Here is a 19,769-nt window from a genome sequence, read left to right as displayed (position 1 = left end):
AATATGTCTATTTTATTTCATTTGCAATAAGTTTTGACATTTCGATAGTTCCAACACATTTCATGCCTGCGCCCATAATGTCAACTGTTCTATATTTAGTATCTAAAACTTTAGATACTGCATCTTCAATATCTTTTGCAGCACTTTCCATATTAAAACTATATCTAAGCATCATTGCTACGCTCATTATAGTTGCAATTGGGTTAGCAATATCTTTACCTGCAATATCTGGTGCTGAGCCATGTATTGGTTCATATATACCAAGAGTGCCATTACCTAAACTTGCAGAAGGTAACATTCCAAGCGATCCAGTAAGCATTGAAGCCTCATCACTTAGGATATCACCGAACATGTTTTCAGTTAGAATAGTATCAAATTGTCCTGGATTTTTTATAAGTTGCATTGCACAACTATCAACTAATTGTACTTCAAGAGTTACATCTGGGTAATCAGCAGACATTTTTAGAACAATTTCTCTCCACAGTCTTGAGGTCTCAAGCACATTTGCTTTATCAACTAATGTAAGCTTCTTGGTCCTTTTTCTTGCAGTTTCAAAACCAACACGGGCTATTCTTTCTATTTCATAAGTTGAGTAAGCCATTGTATCCCATGCTTTTTGGCCACCAGATGGTAGGTCTATTCTAGATTTTTCACCAAAATATATACCACCTGTTAATTCGCGTATAACCATAATATCAATATTACCTTTAAGAACTTCTGGTTTAAGAGCTGAAGCTTCCTTTAATTGTGGAAAAAGAATAGCAGGTCTTAGGTTTGCAAAAACCTCAAGGGCTTTTCTAATTCCGAGTAGTCCAGCTTCAGGCCTTTTATCACCAGGAAGTTTATCCCACTTAGGACCACCGACAGAACCAAGTAAAACCGCATCACTCCGTTTACAAATGTCTATTGTTTCCTTTGGAAGAGGTAATCCAGTTTCATCTATAGCTACCCCACCCATTAAAAGATGTGTATAAACAAATGGGGTATTATATTTCTTAGATATTACATCTAGTACCTTAATTGCACCATTAACAATCTCTGGTCCGATTCCATCACCACGAATTACTGCTATTTTTTTCATTAATCCTCAGTCCTTTCTTTAAGATAATTAATAAGTCCCTGCGAAGCTATGATATCTTGCATAAATGCTGGAAATGGTATTGCCATGTAAGTTTTTCCTTTTGTGGTATTTGTAATAACTCCAGAAATAACATCAACGGTTATTTCATTTCCTTCTTCAATATCCTCGGCAGCCTCGGTGCATTCGAGTATTGGTAAACCTATATTAATTGAATTTCTGTAGAATATTCTTGCAAAGTTTTCAGCGATTATACAACTAATTCCTGAAGTTTTTATAGCAAGAGGGGCATGCTCCCTTGAAGATCCACAACCAAAGTTTTTACCAGCAACCATTATGTCACCATATTTAACTTTGCTAGTAAAATTTTTATCTATATCCTCCATGCAATGAGATGCAAGTTCCTTTGCATCTGAGGTATTAAGATATCTTGCAGGAATTATAACATCAGTATCTACATTATTACCATATTTTATAGCTTTTCCTTTAAACATTACATTACCTCCTCTGGAGACGAAATTTTTCCGGTTATTGCTGATGATGCTGCTATTGCTGGACTGCAAAGATATACTTCACTTCCGGGATGTCCCATTCTGCCAACAAAGTTTCTGTTTGTAGTAGACAAAGCCCGCTCACCATTTGCAAGTACCCCCATGTATCCACCAAGGCAAGGTCCACAAGTTGGAGTACTTACTGCAACTCCAGCCTCTATAAATATTTCAATTAAACCTTCGCGAAGGGCCTGAAGGTAAATTTTTTGAGTAGCAGGAAAGATTAGTGTTCTTATTTTAGGATCGACTTTTTTACCTTTGAAGATACTTGCTGCCATTCTAAGGTCTTCTATTCTTCCGTTAGTACAAGAACCAATAACTACTTGATCAATTTTAACTTCGCCAACCTCATCAATAGTTCTGGTGTTATCTGGAAGGTGAGGGAAGGCTATTGTTGGTCTTATAGTACTTAAATCAATCTTTATTATCCTTGAATATTTTGCATTAGCGTCAGCCTTAAATGTTACAGGGACTTTCGTTGAATGTTCTTTTACATATTCTAAAGTTTTATCATCAACTTCAAATATTCCATTTTTGGCACCTGCTTCAATGGCCATATTAGATATTGTAAATCTGTCATCCATAGAAAGGCTTGCAACTCCAGGTCCTGTATATTCCATTGATTGATACAGTGCCCCATCCACTCCAATCATTCCGATAATGTGGAGAATTACATCCTTACCACAAACCCATTTTTGCATTTTGCCAGTTAAAATAAATTGTATTGCTTCCGGAATCTTAAACCAACATTTTCCACTAGCCATTCCGGCTGCCATATCAGTGGAGCCAACTCCAGTTGAAAAAGCGCCTAAAGCACCATAAGTACAAGTGTGAGAATCAGCACCTATTACAACATCTCCAGATACTACAAGTCCTTTTTCTGGTAATAATGCATGCTCTATCCCCATTTGTCCTACCTCAAAGTAATTTTCAATCCCTTTTTCATATACAAATTCACGGGTACACTTACATTGCTCAGCAGATTTTATGTCTTTATTTGGAGCAAAATGATCTGGAACTATAGCAATTTTCTTTTTATCGAAAACTTCATTAACACCCATTTTGTTAAATTCATTTATTGCAACAGGTGTTGTTATATCATTACCTAAAACTAAATCAAGATTTGCCATAACTAATTGGCCGGCCTTTACCTCTTGCATTGAAGCGTGTGATGCTAGTATTTTTTGCGTCATCGTCATTCCCATATAATTGAACCTCCTTTATAAAATTTAAAAGCTTTTTCTAAGTTGTTATTTATCTTGAAGAATATTCTAAAATGAAATTAACAGAATGTTTTGATAAATTTGGACTAAAAAAAGGGTACAAAAAAACAGACATCTTCACTGGGGCGAAGAGTCCGTCGCGGTACCACCCATATTTATAACTTATTTTAAGATAACGGATTACACCGGTAAAACCTACTAATAAGCGCACTTTTAAGAGTGAATACACTTTTAAGTGTAACTTAGTTTAAGTTCACAACTCGAGGGTAAGTTTCAACATCTGATTATTTAGGGTTCACAGCTTTATCCCTTCTCTGTAAAACATCCTGATGCCTATTTGTCCCTGTCAAAGTTTTTATTATATTAGCGATAATTTTATCAAACAAATGACTGCTTGTCAATATATTAAGCTCTTATAAAATATATAAATGACTATTTTTATATCAATAAGATTTAAAAAAACAGTATCTTTCTAAAAATATGCTTGAAAGATAATATACTACGAATAATAAAATATGTCAACAAGTCAATAAAAAAAGTATTCTGAATTTGGTTGACAATTCAATTTATAGATGGTACGATACATAAAATGTTTGGTACGAATTACAAGTCAACTTGGAATTATTTACTTGTGGAAAGGGAGGCGATATTTTGATTTCACATGTATTGTCAATTTTAGTTGACAACAACCCAGGAGTATTAACAAGAGTATGTTCATTATTTAATAGACGAGGTTTTAATCTTGATACTGTTTCCTCTGGTCACACAGAAGATGAAAAATTAGCTCGAATAACTTTATTAACTAAAGTTCGGGATGATGAAGGCATTGACCAAATAATTAAACAAATAAGGAAATTAGAGGATGTTCATAAAGTTGAGCAATTAGATAATGAAAACTCTATTTGTAAGCAAATGTTGTTTGTAAAAGTTAAAGCTGAAGGCAATAATAGGCAAGAAATTATTAATATAGGAAAAATATTTGGAGTTTCTGTTATAGATGTAACTCCGACAACATTAATTATTCAAATCTTAGGTGATAACGGCAAGTTATGTGCTTTTGAAAATTTAATTAAACCGTTTGGAATTTTAGAAATAGTCGGTAGTGGATTTATTGCAATGCAAAGAGGCGCTGGCGTAATAATCTAAAAATATAGATAAAAATTAGGGGGAATTAATAATGGCTAAGATGTATTATGAAAGTGATTGTAATTTAGATAATTTAAAAGGAAAAAAGGTTGCAGTAATAGGATATGGTAGTCAAGGACATGCACATGCACTAAACTTAAAAGAAAATGGTGTAGATGTTGTAGTTGGTCTTTATGTAGGAAGTAAATCTTGGGAAAAGGCAGAAAAAGCAGGATTAACTGTTTTAACTGCAGCAGAAGCAGCTAAAGCTGCAGATATTATAATGATCCTAGTTAATGATGAAAAGCAGGGACAAGTGTATAAAGAAAGTATCGCGCCAAATCTTACAAAAAATAAGGCTTTAGTATTTGCTCATGGTTTTGCAATTCATTTTGGTCAAATAGTTCCACCAGCAGATATTGATGTATTCCTTATAGCTCCAAAGGGACCAGGACATACAGTTAGAAGTCAGTTTTTAGAGGGCAAGGGAGTACCATGTCTTATAGCTATACATCAAGATGCTTCAGGACATGCAAAAGAAGTAGCTTTAGGTTACGCTTTAGGAATAGGCGGCGCAAGAGCTGGTGTTATGGAGACTTCTTTCAAGGAAGAAACTGAAACAGATTTGTTTGGAGAACAAGCAGTTCTCTGTGGTGGTGTTACAGCACTTATAAAAGCAGGTTTTGAAACTCTTGTAGAAGCTGGATACCAACCAGAAATGGCGTACTTTGAATGTTGTCATGAAATGAAACTTATCGTAGATTTGATAAATCAAGGTGGTTTAAATATGATGAGATATTCAATAAGTGATACTGCAGAATATGGTGACTACATTACAGGAAACAAAATAATAACTGCGGATACAAAGAAAGCTATGAAAGGCGTATTAACTGATATTCAAAAGGGAGTTTTTGCTAGAGATTGGCTTTTAGAAAATCAAATTGGAAAACCATTCTTTAATGCAACAAAGAGAATAGAAAGCGAACATCAAATAGAAAAAGTTGGTGCTGAGCTTAGAAAAATGATGTCTTGGAATAAAAAATAAGATAGATTTAATATTTAAAATGGAGCAATAAAAATAAAAGTTACTAATATTATATTTGAGAACCAAGTTCTGAAAATTCAATATGAACTTGGTTCTCTTTATTATATGAATTAAGGGGGAATTAATATGAAGTGCAGCGGTGCAAAAATTTTGCTAGAGTGTCTTAAAGAGCAAGGTACCGATACTATATTTGGGTATCCAGGTGGAGCAGTATTAAATATATATGATGAAATTTATTCTTTTGAGGATATAACTCACATATTAGTTTCTCATGAACAAGGGGCAGCGCATGCTGCTGATGGATATGCTAGAGCAACTGGAAAGGTTGGCGTATGCCTTGCAACATCAGGTCCTGGGGCTACAAATCTTGTTACAGGGATTGCAACTGCTTATATGGATTCTGTACCTATGATTGCAATTACTGGGCAGGTAGCAACAACATTAATAGGCAAAGACTCTTTTCAGGAAGTTGATATTGTTGGTATAACAATGCCTATTACAAAACATAATTTTTTAGTGAAAGACATTAATGAATTAGCACCTACAATAAGAAAAGCATTTAGAATTGCAATGAGTGGAAGGCCAGGACCTGTGCTTATAGACATACCTAAGGATATAACTGGCATGGAGTGCGAATACTTTCCTGAAATTCCAAAGATAATCGAGCATAAAGTCGTAAAAGAAAGCCAACTTGATGATGCTATTTCTGCAATTCAAAGCTCGAAAAAACCAATAATTGTAGTCGGTGGTGGGTGTAATATATCTGGCGCTGAGGAGTTATTATTATCATTTCAAGATAAATTAAAATGCCCAGTATGTAGTACTATGATGGGACTAGGTGCATTTAGTGGATTACACCCTATGTACACGGGGATGCTTGGCATGCATGGAACTTTTGCCTCTAATAGGTGCATAACCTCAAGTGATTTAATAATTGCAATTGGGGCAAGATTTAGTGATAGAGTTATTAGCGATCCGGTTACTTTTGCAGCAAACACTAAAGTAATCCATATCGATATAGATGAAGCAGAAGTTTCAAAAAATATTAAGGCGGATTGCTGGGTAATTGGAAATGTAGCCGATGTATTAATAAAATTACTACAAAATCTAAAAGGTCGGGAATCAAATGAATGGACAACTTGTACAAAGGAACTAATTCAAAAGGACAAGGAAAAAGTCATAAAAATAAATGAATTTGAAAGTGTAACTCCTCTTTATGTAATTAAAAAACTTTATGAAATTACAAAAGGTAATGCTATAATAACTACAGAGGTAGGCCAAAATCAAATTTGGGCAACTCAAGCATTCACCTATACGAAACCAAGAACTTTTATAAGCTCTGGGGGACTAGGTACTATGGGATATGGCTTTGGAGCCGCAATAGGAGCAAGTATAGGAAAGAAAGAAATGGTTTTTGATATTGCAGGGGATGGGAGTTTTAGAATGAATCTTAATGAGCTTGGAACTGCTGCAAGATATAATATACCAGTTAAAATAATATTATTAAATAATGGTGTTTTGGGTATGGTTAGGCAATGGCAGAATGTGTTTTACTCAAAAAGATTTTCTAGTACAACACTTGAGAGAGATACTGATTTTGTAAAAATAGCAGAGGGTTTTGGAGTTAAAGGTATAAGGGTTGATCATAATGGACAGGTCGTAGATGCATTAAAAGAAGCAATAGCATGGGATGGTCCTGTTGTAATTGATTTTAGGGTCGCTCCAGATGAGATGGCATCTCCTATGGTTCCGCCAGGTGCAAGTATTGAAATGATGTTTGAGGTATAGTGTTTACGCTATACCTTGTTTTAATTTAATTAACAAAAAATATGTTTATAGGAGGAATATATGAAAATAGTAGTATTAGATGGATTCACTTTAAATCCAGGAGATTTATCTTGGAAAGAGTTTGAAAAATTAGGTGAGTTAAAAGTTTATGATAGAACAAGCTTTGATGAAATTGTAGATAGAGCTTATGATTGCGAGATAATTCTTACAAATAAAACACCATTAGGTATGGATACTTTAAAAAAGTTACCTAAAATAAAATATATCGGGGTTCTTGCAACAGGATACAATGTAGTTGATGCAAAAGCCGCAAAGGAGATGGGTATTATAGTTACCAATACTCCAGCTTATGGTACTAATTCAGTTGCGCAATTTGTTTTTGCTCTGTTACTCGAAATATGTCATCATGTAGGGGAACATAATGAAGTCGTTCGAAAAGGTGCTTGGACAAATAGTAAGGATTTTTGTTTTTGGAATTATCCTATGATTGAACTTGCTGGCAAAACAATGGGTATTATAGGTATGGGACGGATTGGTGTTGTTACGTCCACAATTGCGCAAGCTTTTGGTATGAATGTTTTAGCATATAATCCATCTAAGAAGGAGTCATTAATATCAGATACTTTTAAATATGTTGAATTAGACCAGTTATATGAAGGGGCTGATGTTATAAGTTTACACTGTCCTTTGTTTGAGGAAACTAAGGGAATAATAAATAAGGAATCTATTAAGAAAATGAAAGATGGCGTTATTATAATAAATACTTCTAGAGGACCTTTAATTGTTGAAGAGGATCTAGCGCAAGCTCTAAATAGTGGTAAGGTTGCAGGTGTTGGATTAGATGTTATGTCAGTGGAGCCGGTTCAAATGGATAATCCACTTATGAGAGCTAAAAATTGTTTAATTACACCACATATAGCATGGGCACCAAAAGAATCTAGGGAGCGTCTTATGAATATAGCGGTAGATAATTTGATTCAATTTGCAAAAGGTAGACCTATAAATATAGTAAAATAACTATTACTTATTATTTGGTATATTCACGTAAAAAATGTGCAAAATAGTAAAAGGTTATTTCAACTAATTAGGAGGCGTACATATGCAAGGAAAAATGTTTTGTTTTCAATGTGAGCAAACTTTCGGTGGTAAAGGTTGCACAAAAGTAGGGGTATGTGGTAAAACACCAGAGATTGCGGCAATGCAGGATCTGCTAATATATCAATTAAAAGGAATAAGTTGTTACGCTAGCAAACTTTTAGCTAAAGGTGAAAAAATTGATAAGTCATTGGTCTCATTTGTTGAGAATTCATTATTTATGACATTAACTAATGTAAATTTTGACCCTGAGTCTCATATGGATATGCTCAGAAGATCACAAATAAATAAAGAAGAGATTAGAAAAAAAGCTTCAGGAGAAAATGTAAATACCAAGGAGGCTCTATATAATTTAAGTGATACAAAAGAGCAAATACTTGAAGATGCTAAAAAAGCAGGAATTATGTATGATGAAGATTTAGATGCTGATATTCGCTCTGTTCGTGAAACTATAAAATATGGATTAAAAGGAATTGCGGCGTATGCACATCAAGCCAGATTTATTAAATATCAAAGTGATGAGGTAGATGAATTTTACTTTATAGCTTTAGCAGTACTTACTGATGATAGTTTAAATTTAAAAGATCTTATTGCTTACTTAGTTAAAACTGGCGAGATGAGTGTTAAGGTTATGGAGGTATTGGATAAAGCAAATAATGAGAAATACAATTCTCCAACACCTACAAGAGTAAATGTAAACATTAAGAAAGGACCATTTATAATAGTTTCGGGTCATGACTTAAGAGACCTTGAAATGTTACTTGAGCAAACACAAGGTAAGGGAATAAATATTTATACTCATGGTGAAATGTTACCTTCACATGGATATCCAAAACTTAATAAATTTAAACATTTAGTAGGTAACTTTGGAGGAGCATGGCAAAATCAACAAAAGGAGTTTGATGGTATACCGGGTTGCATTTTAATGACAACAAACTGCTTAATGAAACCAAGAGATTCTTATAAAGATAGAATTTATTCTACAAGTGTTGTAGGATGGGAAGGATTAAAACATATATCTAATGATGAGAAGGGGCATAAGGATTTTTCTGAAATAATAAATAAAGCTTTGGAACTTGGTGGCTTTGAAAAAGATGAGGAAGTTAAGGAAATTACAGTAGGATTTGGCCATAAAGCAACTTTGAGTCATGCAGGCGAGATTGTAAGTGCTGTTAAAGAAGGGAAGATTAGACACTTCTTCTTAATCGGTGGATGTGATGGTGCAAGACCAGGAAGAAATTATTATACTGAATTTGCAAGGCAAGTCCCAAAAGACTGTATTATTCTTACATTAGCCTGTGGGAAATACCGTTTTAATAAATTGGAATTTGGTGAAGTAGCAGGACTTCCAAGGTTACTTGATGTAGGTCAATGTAACGATGCATATTCTGCTGTTAGAATAGCTAATGCACTATCTGATGCATTTGAATGCTCAATTAATGAGTTGCCACTTTCATTCATTATAACTTGGTATGAACAAAAGGCTGTAGCTGATTTATTAGCATTATTGTCGCTTGGAGTAAAAGGAATTTATCTTGGACCAACACTTCCAGCGTTCTTAAGTCCAAATGTATTACAATTTTTAATTGATACATTTGACCTTAGAGCAATAAGCACGCCAGAGGACGATTTAGCAAAAATACTTGGATAAAATCCTAAGATATAAAAAAATTAATAATAAATTTAGAAAGTATGTGATATTAGTCACATACTTTCATTTTTTATAATGATATAGTATGGCTATATTTTATTAAGGAGATGATTTATTGTGTTTAGTGAAGAAATTAACAAAGTATCAGCCTCAGCGATAAAAAAGTCTGAATTATTAAAAAAGAGCAAAATGAGGTACCTCACTTCTTCGGTCTTGGCCGGTATATATGTGGGATTTGGAATTTTATTAATATTTACTATCGGTGGATTATTATCACAAGCAACGTCTCCAGCAACAAAAATTGTTATGGGAGCTTCTTTTGGGATTGCCTTAAGTCTTGTAATAATGGCTGGCTCTGAACTTTTTACAGGAAATAACATGACTATGACAATAGGTTCTTTAGAAAAGAAAGTTTCGTGGCTTGACTCAACAAATATTTGGATATACAGTTTTATAGGTAACTTTGTGGGTTCAGCAGCTCTTGCAGCAATGTTTGTAGGTTCGGGACTTGCAAAAGGAAGTACAGCAGAATTTATTCTAAAAACATCACAAATAAAAATGGCATCGCCAAGTATAGAATTATTTTTAAAAGGATTACTTTGTAATATGTTAGTCTGTTTAGCAGTTTGGTGTTCTATTAAATTAAAGGAAGAAACAGCTAAACTTATAATGATTTTTTGGTGCCTATTTGCATTTATAACTACAGGGTTTGAACATAGTATTGCAAATATGACATTACTTACGACAGCCCTAATGATTCCTCACAGCGCAGCGATTTCAATAGTGGGACTAGCACACAATTTAATTTGGGTTACGTTAGGTAATTTTGTAGGTGGAGCAGTGTTTATTGGAGCAGCCTATTGGTTTATATCAAAAGAGAAATAATATATTACAAAAATAAAAGCATCCTATAGGGTGCTTTTATTTTGTTTATATCCAATTTGCAGTAATCATAGTATAATAGAGAATGATTAGTAAAATGATATATATTTATAAATATACTGAGGTCATAAGGAGAAGTTAAAATGCCACAAGTAACTATTAGGCAATTAAGAGACCTTCCTTTGTTAGAATGTATTGAGGATAAAACTTTAGATTTAATAAGAGAAAAAGTTGTATTAAAAAATTTTAAGAAATCACAAATGTTGTTTGGTGAAAGAGAACGCTTAAATAACATATATATAGTGCTAGAAGGAAAGGTATCAATGTACAGGTTATCAGAAAAAGGTCAAAAGAGGGTTATTTACATTTTGAATAAAGGTGAGATTGTAAATGAAGTGAATTTTGATAACTATACAAGCTCGATTAGTTGTGAAGCGTTTGAAGACAGTGAGATTATAAGCATATTAAAAGGAGATTTATTAAATATTATGCAGCAAGATTTTAAGCTTACAGAGGTTATATTATACTCTATGAGCAAGAAAATAAGACGATTGTATAGGCAGATTAAAAACACTGTTCCTACTAAAATGGATAAAAGGGTAGCTGCTAAGCTATGGAAGTTGTCTAGAGATTATGGATTAGAAACTCCAAAAGGTGTTTTAATAGATGTTAAAATAAGTATAACCTATTTGGCAGATATGTTAGGTAGCTCTCGGGAAACTATTTCAAGGGCCGTAAAAGAGCTAGAAAACATGGGGATGGTTAAGATAGAACATAGAAAATTCATAGTTGATAGAGAAAAGTTAAGTGGTTATTTTAAAAGTGTGTGATGAAGATCACATATTTTTTTGAGTATGCAGAAAAGATTTCTGCATACTCTTTATTCTATTTAAAATAAGGTCATAAAAATTTATGAATCATCTCTTAATATATTAAGATCTTTACCTTGCATTATCTTGTTCATAGTTCTTGCAGAACACATTTTACCACACATTGTGCAACTATCAGCATTTTCTGGCATTGATTCTTTCCTATATCTTATGGCTTTTTCTGGATCTATTGCAAGTTCAAACATTCTCTTCCAATTAAGAGCTTGTCTAGCTGTACTCATTTCATTGTCCCAGTCGCGGCTACCTGGAATTTTTTTGCCTATATCACCAGCATGAGCTGCAATTTTACATGCAATAATTCCTTCACGTACATCATCAACATTCGGAAGTCTTAAATGTTCTGCTGGAGTTACATAACAAAGAAAATCAGCTCCTGCGCTTGCAGCTAAAGCACCTCCTATGGCACTTGTAATATGGTCATATCCTGGAGCAATGTCTGTAACTAGGGGTCCTAAAATATAAAAAGGTGCACCATGGCATAATTTCTTAGCAAGCAATACATTTGCCTCTATTTCATTTATTGCCATATGTCCTGGTCCTTCTATGATAACTTGTACATTCTTTTCCCAAGCTCTCAGGGTTAATTCACCAAGTACCATTAATTCATGAATTTGACAAGCATCGGTTGCATCATTAATGCAACCGGGTCTACATGCATCACCAAGGCTTAAAGTTAAATCATATTTTTGACATATTTCTAGTATTTCATCAAAATGTTCATAAAAAGGATTTTCTTTATGGTTTAATTCCATCCAAGCATATAGGAGCGATCCTCCTCGAGACACAATATGAGTTATTCTCTTGTTTCTTTTAAATACATTTGCAGTAGCTGTGTTTAAACCAGCGTGTATTGTTACAAAGTCAACTCCATCTTTTGCATGTTTTTCTACAACATCTATTAATTCTTTTGAAGTAATATCCTGTAATTCTTTATCGTAAAAACCTAAGGCATCATAAATTGGAACAGTACCTATCATAGCAGTTGAATCTGAAATAAGCCTTTTTCTAAATTCTTCAGTTTTACCAAATGAGCTTAAATCCATAACAGCTTCAGCTTTCATATCTATTGATAACTGTACCTTTTTCATTTCTTCATCAATATCACAGCAATCTTTTGAGATACCTAGGTTTACATTGATTTTTGTTTTTAAACCCTCCCCAACTCCCTCAGGGCTTAATATTTTATGATTTCTATTAGCAGGAATTGCGACTACGCCTCTTGATATTTTTTCTCTTAAAACCTCTTCTGGCATATTTTCTTTCCTTGCAACTATCTTCATCTCTTCAGTTATAATACCTTTTTTTGCAGCATCCATTTGAGTTGTATACATCATTTTATAGTCTCCCTTACAGTTATATTATTTTTGAAATAAAAAAAAGCAAGCTCATAAAGAGCTTGCAACAAAAAACATTGTAATAAACTCCCTACGTTGGAATTACCCAAATCAGGTTATGAGGGTCAGCGATAATATCTCTTTCTCAGCTCTTGGTGCGAGCTCCCCTTGTTTAATTTATTTAGTTATTATTTGCCTTAAGTATATTAGTAAAATAACACTTTGTAAAGTCTTTTTTATTTTTCATTCAACTTAAATATTGTATGGATACACTATTCAAACTGTATAAACATATGATATACTTCGTCTAATAAATATTTTAAGGGGAGGTTTATTATGGAAAGATATGAAATAAACAAGAACTTGGCTCAGATGTTAAAGGGTGGAGTAATCATGGATGTAGTGAATGTTGAGCAGGCAATAATAGCAGAGAATGCAGGGGCCTGCGCGGTAATGGCATTAGAAAGAGTGCCCTCAGATATTAGAAAAGAAGGTGGAGTAGCTAGAATGTCTGACCCTAAAATGATTAAAGAAATAAAGGCTGCGGTAACTATTCCAGTAATGGCTAAGGGTAGAATAGGCCATTTTGTTGAAGCGCAAATTCTTCAAGAAATAGGGGTGGATTTTATAGATGAGAGCGAAGTTTTGACTCCAGCAGATGAGCAGTATCATATAAATAAGTGGGATTTTAAAGTTCCTTATGTTTGCGGAGCAAGAAATTTAGGTGAGGCACTAAGAAGAATCGGAGAAGGTGCTGCAATGATAAGAACAAAAGGTGAAGCAGGCACAGGCAATGTGGTAGAAGCTGTTAGGCACATGAGATGTATAATGGATGAAATTCGCAAAGTTAAAAATGCTCCCAAAGAAGAACTAATGACAATTGCTAAAGAGTTTGGGGCACCTATTAATTTAATAGAATATGTATGGAAAAATGGTAAACTTCCAGTAGTAAATTTTGCAGCAGGCGGAATAGCAACCCCGGCTGATGCAGCACTTATGATGCAACTTGGATCAGAAGGAGTTTTTGTAGGTTCAGGAATTTTTAAAGCAGAAAATCCGGAAGCTAGGGCAAAAGCAATAGTACTTGCAACTACATATTACAATGATCCAAAAGTTGTTGCAAAAGTTTCAGAAAATCTTGGGGAAGCAATGAGTGGCATAGAGATAAGTGAAATTAAAGAGAAGTTTGCCAAGAGAGGTTGGTAAAGTTGAAAATAGGTGTTTTATCACTTCAAGGAGATGTTATCGAGCATATAAATCATATTACAAAACTTGGTCATGTTGGGATAGAGGTTAAAAAACTTGAAGATATGGAAGGGATAAATGGAATAATACTTCCTGGTGGTGAGAGTACAACAATAGGTAAACTTTTAAGGGAGACAAAAATGCTTATACCTCTAAGGAATAAAATACTTTCAGGATTACCGGTATGGGGAACTTGCGCTGGTATGATTTTACTTGCTAAAGCTATTGAGGGCGAAATAGATGGACATCTTAAAGTTATGGATATTAAAGTAAAAAGAAATGCCTATGGAAGCCAAATTAATAGTTTTAAAAGAGAGGTTATAATTAGTGAGATTTCAGGTGAACCCTTGCCGCTAGTTTTTATACGTGGGCCAGTAATTACAGAAGTGACAAGTAATGTTAAAATAATATGCAAAGTTTTCGATAAAATTGTAGCAGTGAAACAAAATAATATGTTTGTTACAGCTTTCCATCCGGAACTTACAAATAACTTAGAAATTCATAAATATTTCATAAATATGTGCAAATAGAACAATATATAATTATTATTAAAATTAAGCATAAGGCAAAAAAATGTAACTTAAAAATATTCCCATACATATTTATTTTCAAGCTTGTTTGAAAATGGTTATGTATGGGAATATTTTTTTATGATATAGTAATGTGCTATTATAGCAGCCTAGAGGCATGATATTTTAGGTTATTTAAATTTAAATCCTTGTTTGTCTAAAAAATCTTTCATATGAGGCCTTTGAGGTTTGCTCATTAAACCAGACACTTGATTTGTCCATGTATCGAATCTTTTACCTTTAGTTCTTTTCTCATAATAATCAGTAATATGTGTATCATATTTTTTTATTAACGATGCATCACCATTTATGTTATATACATCTGTTTTAAATATTACATCCTGAGGTAACCTCTCTTTTTTATCCGGATTAACACACGGATAACCAATACACATTCCAAATACAGGGTATACACCAGATGGAATGTTTAAGATCTTGCATATTTCTCCTGGATTATTTCGAATTCCACCTATATAAACTCCACCTAGGCCTAGGGATTCGGCAGCTATTAAAGCATTTTGAGCAGCAAGAGATGCATCCACGGTTGCTAAAATAAAAGTTTCAGTATTTACCTCAGCCATAGTTCTATCATTAATTTCACATGAATTCTTACTACGGCTTAAATCCGCACAGAAAATTAAAAATAAAGGGCACTTCTCCACATAACTTTGATCCCCTGCAAGATGGGCTATGTTTTTCCTATTATCCATATTAACTACATTTATAATTGTGTAGGCTTGAATAAAACTAGAAGTTGAGGCACATTGAGCACATTCAATAATGGTTTTTACCTTCTCTTTCTCGATAGGTTGATCTTTATATTTTCTTATAGATTTGTGATTTTTTAATAAATTTATTGTTTCATTCATATTTTTAACCACCTTTTATTTTAATCATACCAATAATATACCATAAAAAAATTAAAGTAATAACGAGAGTAGAGAAATAAATTTACACTTACAAAATTTAGTAGTATATTATATGTAAGAAACCTTATAAAATTACTGGAGTGTGAAGGTTATGTATAAGCTTTTAATTGCTGACGATGAACCAAGGATTAGGAAGGGGTTAAGAAATGCCTTAAATTGGAATGAGTTCAATATTGAAGTGGTTGGTGAGGCTGAAGATGGTGAAATAGCATTAAATCAAACAGAAAAATTAAAACCTGATATAATCTTTTTAGACATATGTATGCCATTTTTAAATGGTTTGGAGCTTATTAGAAAATTGAATGAAAAAGACCAAAATTGTATTATAATAATAATAACAGGATATGATGAGTTTGAGTATATGCATGAGGCACTGAAGCTTAAAACATTTGATTATCTTTTAAAACCAGTTCCAAAAGAAGTGCTTATAGATACAGTAAATAAAGCAATACAAGAAATAAGAAAGAATGAAGAGAAAAAAGTATATTTAGATTGGGCGGACAGACGATTAGACGAAAATTTTGATATGTTAAAACAAGCTTTTTTAAATAATTGGTTAAATGGAAGTTATGAATACGCGGAAATATTAAATGAGTTAAAATTTTTTAAATATAATTTCGATGCTGACATAGAAGTTGTAGTAATTAAAGTAATAGAAAGGTTAAACCATGAGGTATATTCAAAAAACTGGGATAGAGAACTATTAAATTTTGCGTTAATTAATGTTACACTTGAGTTAATGAGCAAAGTTAAGCCAGAAATAACATATACTGATGAAGATAATAACATTGTTATAATTAGTAATGTTATGAATGCTTACGATTGGTTAAACATAGCAAATGAAATTGAAAATAAAATATATTATTATTTACACTTTACTGTAATTATAGAACACAAAAGGAGCCTAAGTGGTATCTCGGGAGTAAAAAACACGTATAATGAAATTATTGCTAGTATAGATAAAATAGCTGCTTATAAACCTATAGTTCTTTTAGCTACTAGATATATAGATACCAATTACAATGTAAACGATTTAAATTTAGGCGATGTAGCAGATAAATTTAATTTAAGTTCTTCTTACTTAAGCAAATTATTAAAAAAAGAAGCGGGACTTTCTTTTATTGATTATCTTACAAAGTATAGAATTAATAAATCTATTTGTATGATGGATGATCCTAAATATAAGATTTATGAAATTGCGCAGGCTGTAGGATATAGTAACCAACATTACTTTTGCAAGGCATTTAAGAAGGTTATGGGGTTTGCCCCAACAGAATATAGGGGGAGGAGTATGTGATTGGTTAAATACATTAGAGCAAAAGGTATATATTTATTTGTGTTAGTCCTTATTATTGCTAGTTCAGCAATTATTATTAAATCAATTTGCATAAAAAAATCTGGAGGCGTAGAATTTGTTATTGGAATGTCTCAAGCAAATTTGACAGAACCTTGGAGAATTTCTATGAATGATGAAATAATAGAGGCGTCAAAAAAATATAAAAATATAAAAATTGTGTATAAAGATGCTGGAGGAGATACAGATAAACAAAAAAAAGATATAAATGAACTTGTAGATGATGGGGTGGACTTATTAATTGTATCTATAAATGATTCAAATAAATTGACACCATTAGTGAGACAAGTATATAAATCAATGCCAGTAATAGTTCTTGATAGAGCTGTTGAAGGCTATGATTACTCATTATATATTGGACCAGACAATGAAAAAATAGGTACTAAAGCAGGAAATTTTGTTATAAATTTAATTGGACAAGGTAAAGGTAAAGTTATCGAGGTTCAGGGTTTATCAGATTCTTCACCTGTTATATCGAGGAGTAATGGCTTTAGATCGGTTCTCAAAGATCATAAAAATATTGAAATATCTAACACCATAGTTTGTAATTGGCAAAGAGATGAAGCAGAAGATAAAGTTACGCAGGCTTTACAAGGAGATAAAGACGTAAATGTTATTTTTGCACATAATGACTATATGGCATTAGGGGCTTATAAAGCTGTTTACAAATTAGGGCTTAAAAACATAAAAATTATTGGGGTAGATGGTCTTACTGGAGAAAATAGTGGATTAGATTTGGTTTCTAAGGGAATTCTAAGTGGTACTTTTACCTGTAAAACGGGTGGAAGCGAAGCTGTAAATTATGCAATGGATATTTTAAATAAAAGGAGTGACATACCAAAAAAAATAATATTAAAGAGTGATAAAATTACTATTGGAAACGTAAATCAATATTTAAATAATAAATCAAAGAATTTAGTGGATAATAAAAACATAGTGCTAGGGTATGCTCAATTGATGTCAGAGAGTAGATGGAGAGATGCAAATGCAAAATCAATTAAAAATGCAGCAAATGATGCCAGTATTAATTTAGATTTTAGAGAAGAAGGATATACCCAAAAGGATCAGAAACAATTAATTAGAGAACTAATAAAAAAGAGAGTGGATATAATTGCATTTTCACCTTTTGTGAAGACCGGGTGGGACGATGTTTTATTTGAGGCAAAAAATGCAGGTATTCCGGTGATTTTATGTGATAGAAGTGTTGACTCAGATGATTCGCTCTGGACTTGTAATATTGGTTCAGATTTTCAGGAGGAGGGACGACGTGCTGCAAGATTATTAATAGAACACTTTAAGGATAAAGAAGCAAATATCTTCGAACTTAAAGGAACTATAGGTTCAGCTCCTGAAATTGAAAGAGAATTGGGATTTAATGAAGTAATTAAAGACCATCATAATTATAAAATAGTAGCAGAAGGTACTGGAAACTTTAATCTTGATGAGGGAAAGGAAGTAATGAAAAAATTTATTAACTCAAAGAATAAAAAAATAAATATAGTATTCGCTCTTAATGATGATATGGCACTTGGTGCTATTGACGCTATAAAAGATGCTGGACTTGTTCCAGGAAAAGATATTATTGTTATTGGAATAGATGCTACTAAGCAAGCATTGCTTTCTATAAAAAAAGGAGAAATGTACAGTACTGTAGAGTGCAACCCACTACTCGGGCCTCAATTAATGAAAACTGCTCAGCAAATAATGGAAGGTATTGAAGTTCCATTGAAAATAGTAAATGCTGAGGATGTCTTTACAAAAATAAATTCAGCAAAAGAATTTAAGAATAGGAAATATTAATATAGCTCTGCAAATGCAGAGTTATATTTTTTTGTTCCAAATAGTGTAAAAAATAGCCGATTAGTGTAAATACAGTAATGTAAAATAGATATATAATACTTGTAAACGATACAATGATAATATTAGAGGGGGTTTATTAATGAAAAACAAAAAGATTATTGCATTTTTATCTGCAGCTATTCTAGTGACTACAATGTTTGCTGGATGTGGTACGAAGGCTACAACTGATGGGGCTAAAGCGACGCCAACTGCAACTGATACTTCGAAGAAAAAAGTTATTGGATTTGCTCAGGTTGGTGCGGAAAGTGGCTGGAGAACAGCAGAAACTGCTTCAATAAAAACGATTCCAACTTTAGATCCAACATTTGAATTAAAATTCTCAGATGGGCAACAAAAACAAGAAAATCAAATAAAAGCTATTAGATCTTTTATAGCACAAAAAGTTGATATTATTGCTTTAGATCCAGTTGTTGAAAATGGTTGGGACACAGTATTAAAAGAAGCAAAAGATGCAAAGATACCAGTAATTATAGTAGATAGAGGTGTAAAGGTTTCAGATCAATCTCTATATGCTGGATTCTTAGGATCAGACATGGAAGCAGAAGGAAAAAAAGTGGCAAAAATATTAGTAGACAAGTTTGGGAAAGCAGCAAAATTAAATATAGCTGAAATCCAAGGAACTGTTGGATCAAGTGCTATGGTTGGACGTCAAAAAGGGTTTAAGGAAGGTATTGCAGATTGCCCGAATTATAAGATCGTAAAATCACAAACTGGTGATTTCACACGTGCAAAGGGTAAAGAAGTTATGGAAGCTTTCATGAAATCAGATGGAAATAACATCAATGTTCTATTTTCACATAATGATGATATGGCTATAGGAGCAATTCAGGCCATTGAAGAAGCTGGAAAGAAACCTGGAAAAGACATATATGTAGTAGCAGTAGATGGTATTAAAGAATACTTCCAATTTATGGTTGATGGAAAAGCAAATGCAACTGTTGAGTGTAATCCGCTACTTGGACCACAATTATTAGATACTGCAAAATTAATTTTAGCAGGTAAACCAATAGATAGATGGGTTAAATCAAAAGAAGGTGTATTCACCGCAGCTCAAGCTACCGCAGAGTTACCAAACAGAAAATATTAACTTGTAAATTTTAATATAAGAGCAGGAATGTTATACAATATCCTGCTCTTATATTATAAATAG

At 33.0% G+C, this 19,769-nt stretch carries 17 protein-coding genes, 1 riboswitch and 1 other annotated feature; of the genes, 12 read left to right on the top strand and 5 right to left on the bottom strand.

What is annotated here, in order from left to right; genetic code table 11:
• Positions 1–7: 7 nt before the first annotated feature.
• From leuB to leuC, 3 genes are read right to left on the bottom strand one after another with little or no spacing between them, the layout of a single operon-like run.
• Positions 8–1,081: a 3-isopropylmalate dehydrogenase gene (gene leuB / locus A7L45_RS17000; RefSeq protein ID WP_071613897.1), complete on the bottom strand. Its 1,074-nt coding sequence runs from the start codon at positions 1,079–1,081 to the stop codon at positions 8–10.
• Complete coding sequence (leuD, locus tag A7L45_RS16995; RefSeq protein ID WP_071613896.1) at positions 1,081–1,572, bottom strand: 3-isopropylmalate dehydratase small subunit; 492 nt, start codon at positions 1,570–1,572, stop codon at positions 1,081–1,083. The genes leuB and leuD overlap by 1 nt, the downstream gene beginning before the upstream one ends.
• Complete coding sequence (leuC, locus tag A7L45_RS16990) at positions 1,572–2,834, bottom strand: 3-isopropylmalate dehydratase large subunit (protein ID WP_071613895.1); 1,263 nt, start codon at positions 2,832–2,834, stop codon at positions 1,572–1,574. The genes leuD and leuC overlap by 1 nt, the downstream gene beginning before the upstream one ends.
• Positions 2,835–2,970: 136 nt before the next feature.
• Positions 2,971–3,211, bottom strand: a binding site (T-box leader).
• 292 nt (positions 3,212–3,503) lie between these two features.
• On the opposite strand from leuC, the gene ilvN reads away from it, so the two are divergent.
• The 7 genes from ilvN (at position 3,504) to A7L45_RS16955 (ending at position 11,268) form a co-directional block, all read left to right on the top strand.
• A complete protein-coding gene (gene ilvN / locus A7L45_RS16985) occupies positions 3,504–3,998 on the top strand; it encodes an acetolactate synthase small subunit (protein WP_084647497.1) in 495 nt (164 codons plus the stop codon).
• Positions 3,999–4,029: 31 nt separating this feature from the next.
• Positions 4,030–5,022 carry a ketol-acid reductoisomerase gene (gene ilvC / locus A7L45_RS16980; protein ID WP_071613894.1) on the top strand — a complete coding sequence of 331 codons (993 nt, stop codon included), beginning with the start codon at positions 4,030–4,032 and terminating at the stop codon, positions 5,020–5,022.
• A 126-nt stretch (positions 5,023–5,148) separates the two neighbouring features.
• Positions 5,149–6,810 (top strand): biosynthetic-type acetolactate synthase large subunit, encoded by a 1,662-nt coding sequence (gene ilvB, locus A7L45_RS16975; RefSeq protein WP_071613893.1) that lies wholly within the window; start codon positions 5,149–5,151, stop codon positions 6,808–6,810.
• Positions 6,811–6,870: 60 nt separating this feature from the next.
• Complete coding sequence (locus A7L45_RS16970) at positions 6,871–7,827, top strand: D-2-hydroxyacid dehydrogenase (RefSeq protein ID WP_071613892.1); 957 nt, start codon at positions 6,871–6,873, stop codon at positions 7,825–7,827.
• 82 nt (positions 7,828–7,909) lie between these two features.
• Positions 7,910–9,556 carry a hydroxylamine reductase gene (gene hcp, locus A7L45_RS16965; RefSeq protein WP_071613891.1) on the top strand — a complete coding sequence of 549 codons (1,647 nt, stop codon included), beginning with the start codon at positions 7,910–7,912 and terminating at the stop codon, positions 9,554–9,556.
• Positions 9,557–9,673: 117 nt separating this feature from the next.
• Positions 9,674–10,441 (top strand): formate/nitrite transporter family protein, encoded by a 768-nt coding sequence (locus tag A7L45_RS16960; RefSeq protein WP_071613890.1) that lies wholly within the window; start codon positions 9,674–9,676, stop codon positions 10,439–10,441.
• Between the two features lie 140 nt (positions 10,442–10,581).
• Positions 10,582–11,268: a Crp/Fnr family transcriptional regulator gene (locus tag A7L45_RS16955; protein ID WP_071613889.1), complete on the top strand. Its 687-nt coding sequence runs from the start codon at positions 10,582–10,584 to the stop codon at positions 11,266–11,268.
• Positions 11,269–11,348: 80 nt separating this feature from the next.
• Here the strand turns inward: A7L45_RS16955 and thiC are convergent, their stop codons facing one another.
• A complete protein-coding gene (gene thiC, locus A7L45_RS16950) occupies positions 11,349–12,662 on the bottom strand; it encodes a phosphomethylpyrimidine synthase ThiC (RefSeq protein ID WP_071613888.1) in 1,314 nt (437 codons plus the stop codon).
• 72 nt (positions 12,663–12,734) lie between these two features.
• Positions 12,735–12,841: riboswitch (TPP riboswitch) on the bottom strand.
• Between the two features lie 157 nt (positions 12,842–12,998).
• Between thiC and pdxS the strand changes: the two genes are divergently transcribed.
• On the top strand, positions 12,999–13,868 hold the full coding sequence (gene pdxS, locus A7L45_RS16945; RefSeq protein WP_071613887.1) for a pyridoxal 5'-phosphate synthase lyase subunit PdxS: 870 nt from the start codon (positions 12,999–13,001) through the stop codon (positions 13,866–13,868).
• 2 nt (positions 13,869–13,870) lie between these two features.
• Positions 13,871–14,437 (top strand): pyridoxal 5'-phosphate synthase glutaminase subunit PdxT, encoded by a 567-nt coding sequence (gene pdxT / locus A7L45_RS16940; protein WP_071613886.1) that lies wholly within the window; start codon positions 13,871–13,873, stop codon positions 14,435–14,437.
• Positions 14,438–14,607: 170 nt separating this feature from the next.
• Here the strand turns inward: pdxT and nfsA are convergent, their stop codons facing one another.
• A complete protein-coding gene (nfsA, locus tag A7L45_RS16935) occupies positions 14,608–15,345 on the bottom strand; it encodes an oxygen-insensitive NADPH nitroreductase (RefSeq protein ID WP_071613885.1) in 738 nt (245 codons plus the stop codon).
• A 151-nt stretch (positions 15,346–15,496) separates the two neighbouring features.
• On the opposite strand from nfsA, the gene A7L45_RS16930 reads away from it, so the two are divergent.
• From A7L45_RS16930 to A7L45_RS16920, 3 genes are all read left to right on the top strand, one after another.
• The gene (locus A7L45_RS16930; protein ID WP_071613884.1) at positions 15,497–16,702 is read left to right on the top strand and encodes a response regulator transcription factor; all 1,206 of its coding nucleotides are present in this window, start codon (positions 15,497–15,499) and stop codon (positions 16,700–16,702) included.
• The gene (locus A7L45_RS16925; protein ID WP_071613883.1) at positions 16,703–18,559 is read left to right on the top strand and encodes a substrate-binding domain-containing protein; all 1,857 of its coding nucleotides are present in this window, start codon (positions 16,703–16,705) and stop codon (positions 18,557–18,559) included.
• A gap of 139 nt (positions 18,560–18,698) precedes the next feature.
• Complete coding sequence (locus A7L45_RS16920) at positions 18,699–19,706, top strand: ABC transporter substrate-binding protein (RefSeq protein WP_071613882.1); 1,008 nt, start codon at positions 18,699–18,701, stop codon at positions 19,704–19,706.
• Positions 19,707–19,769 lie beyond the last annotated feature (63 nt).

This window comes from Clostridium estertheticum subsp. estertheticum (genome assembly GCF_001877035.1).
GTDB lineage: Bacteria > Bacillota > Clostridia > Clostridiales > Clostridiaceae > Clostridium_AD > Clostridium_AD estertheticum.
Note: the sequence above shows the minus strand (reverse complement) of the source record. Positions and strands in the feature narration are given on the sequence as shown.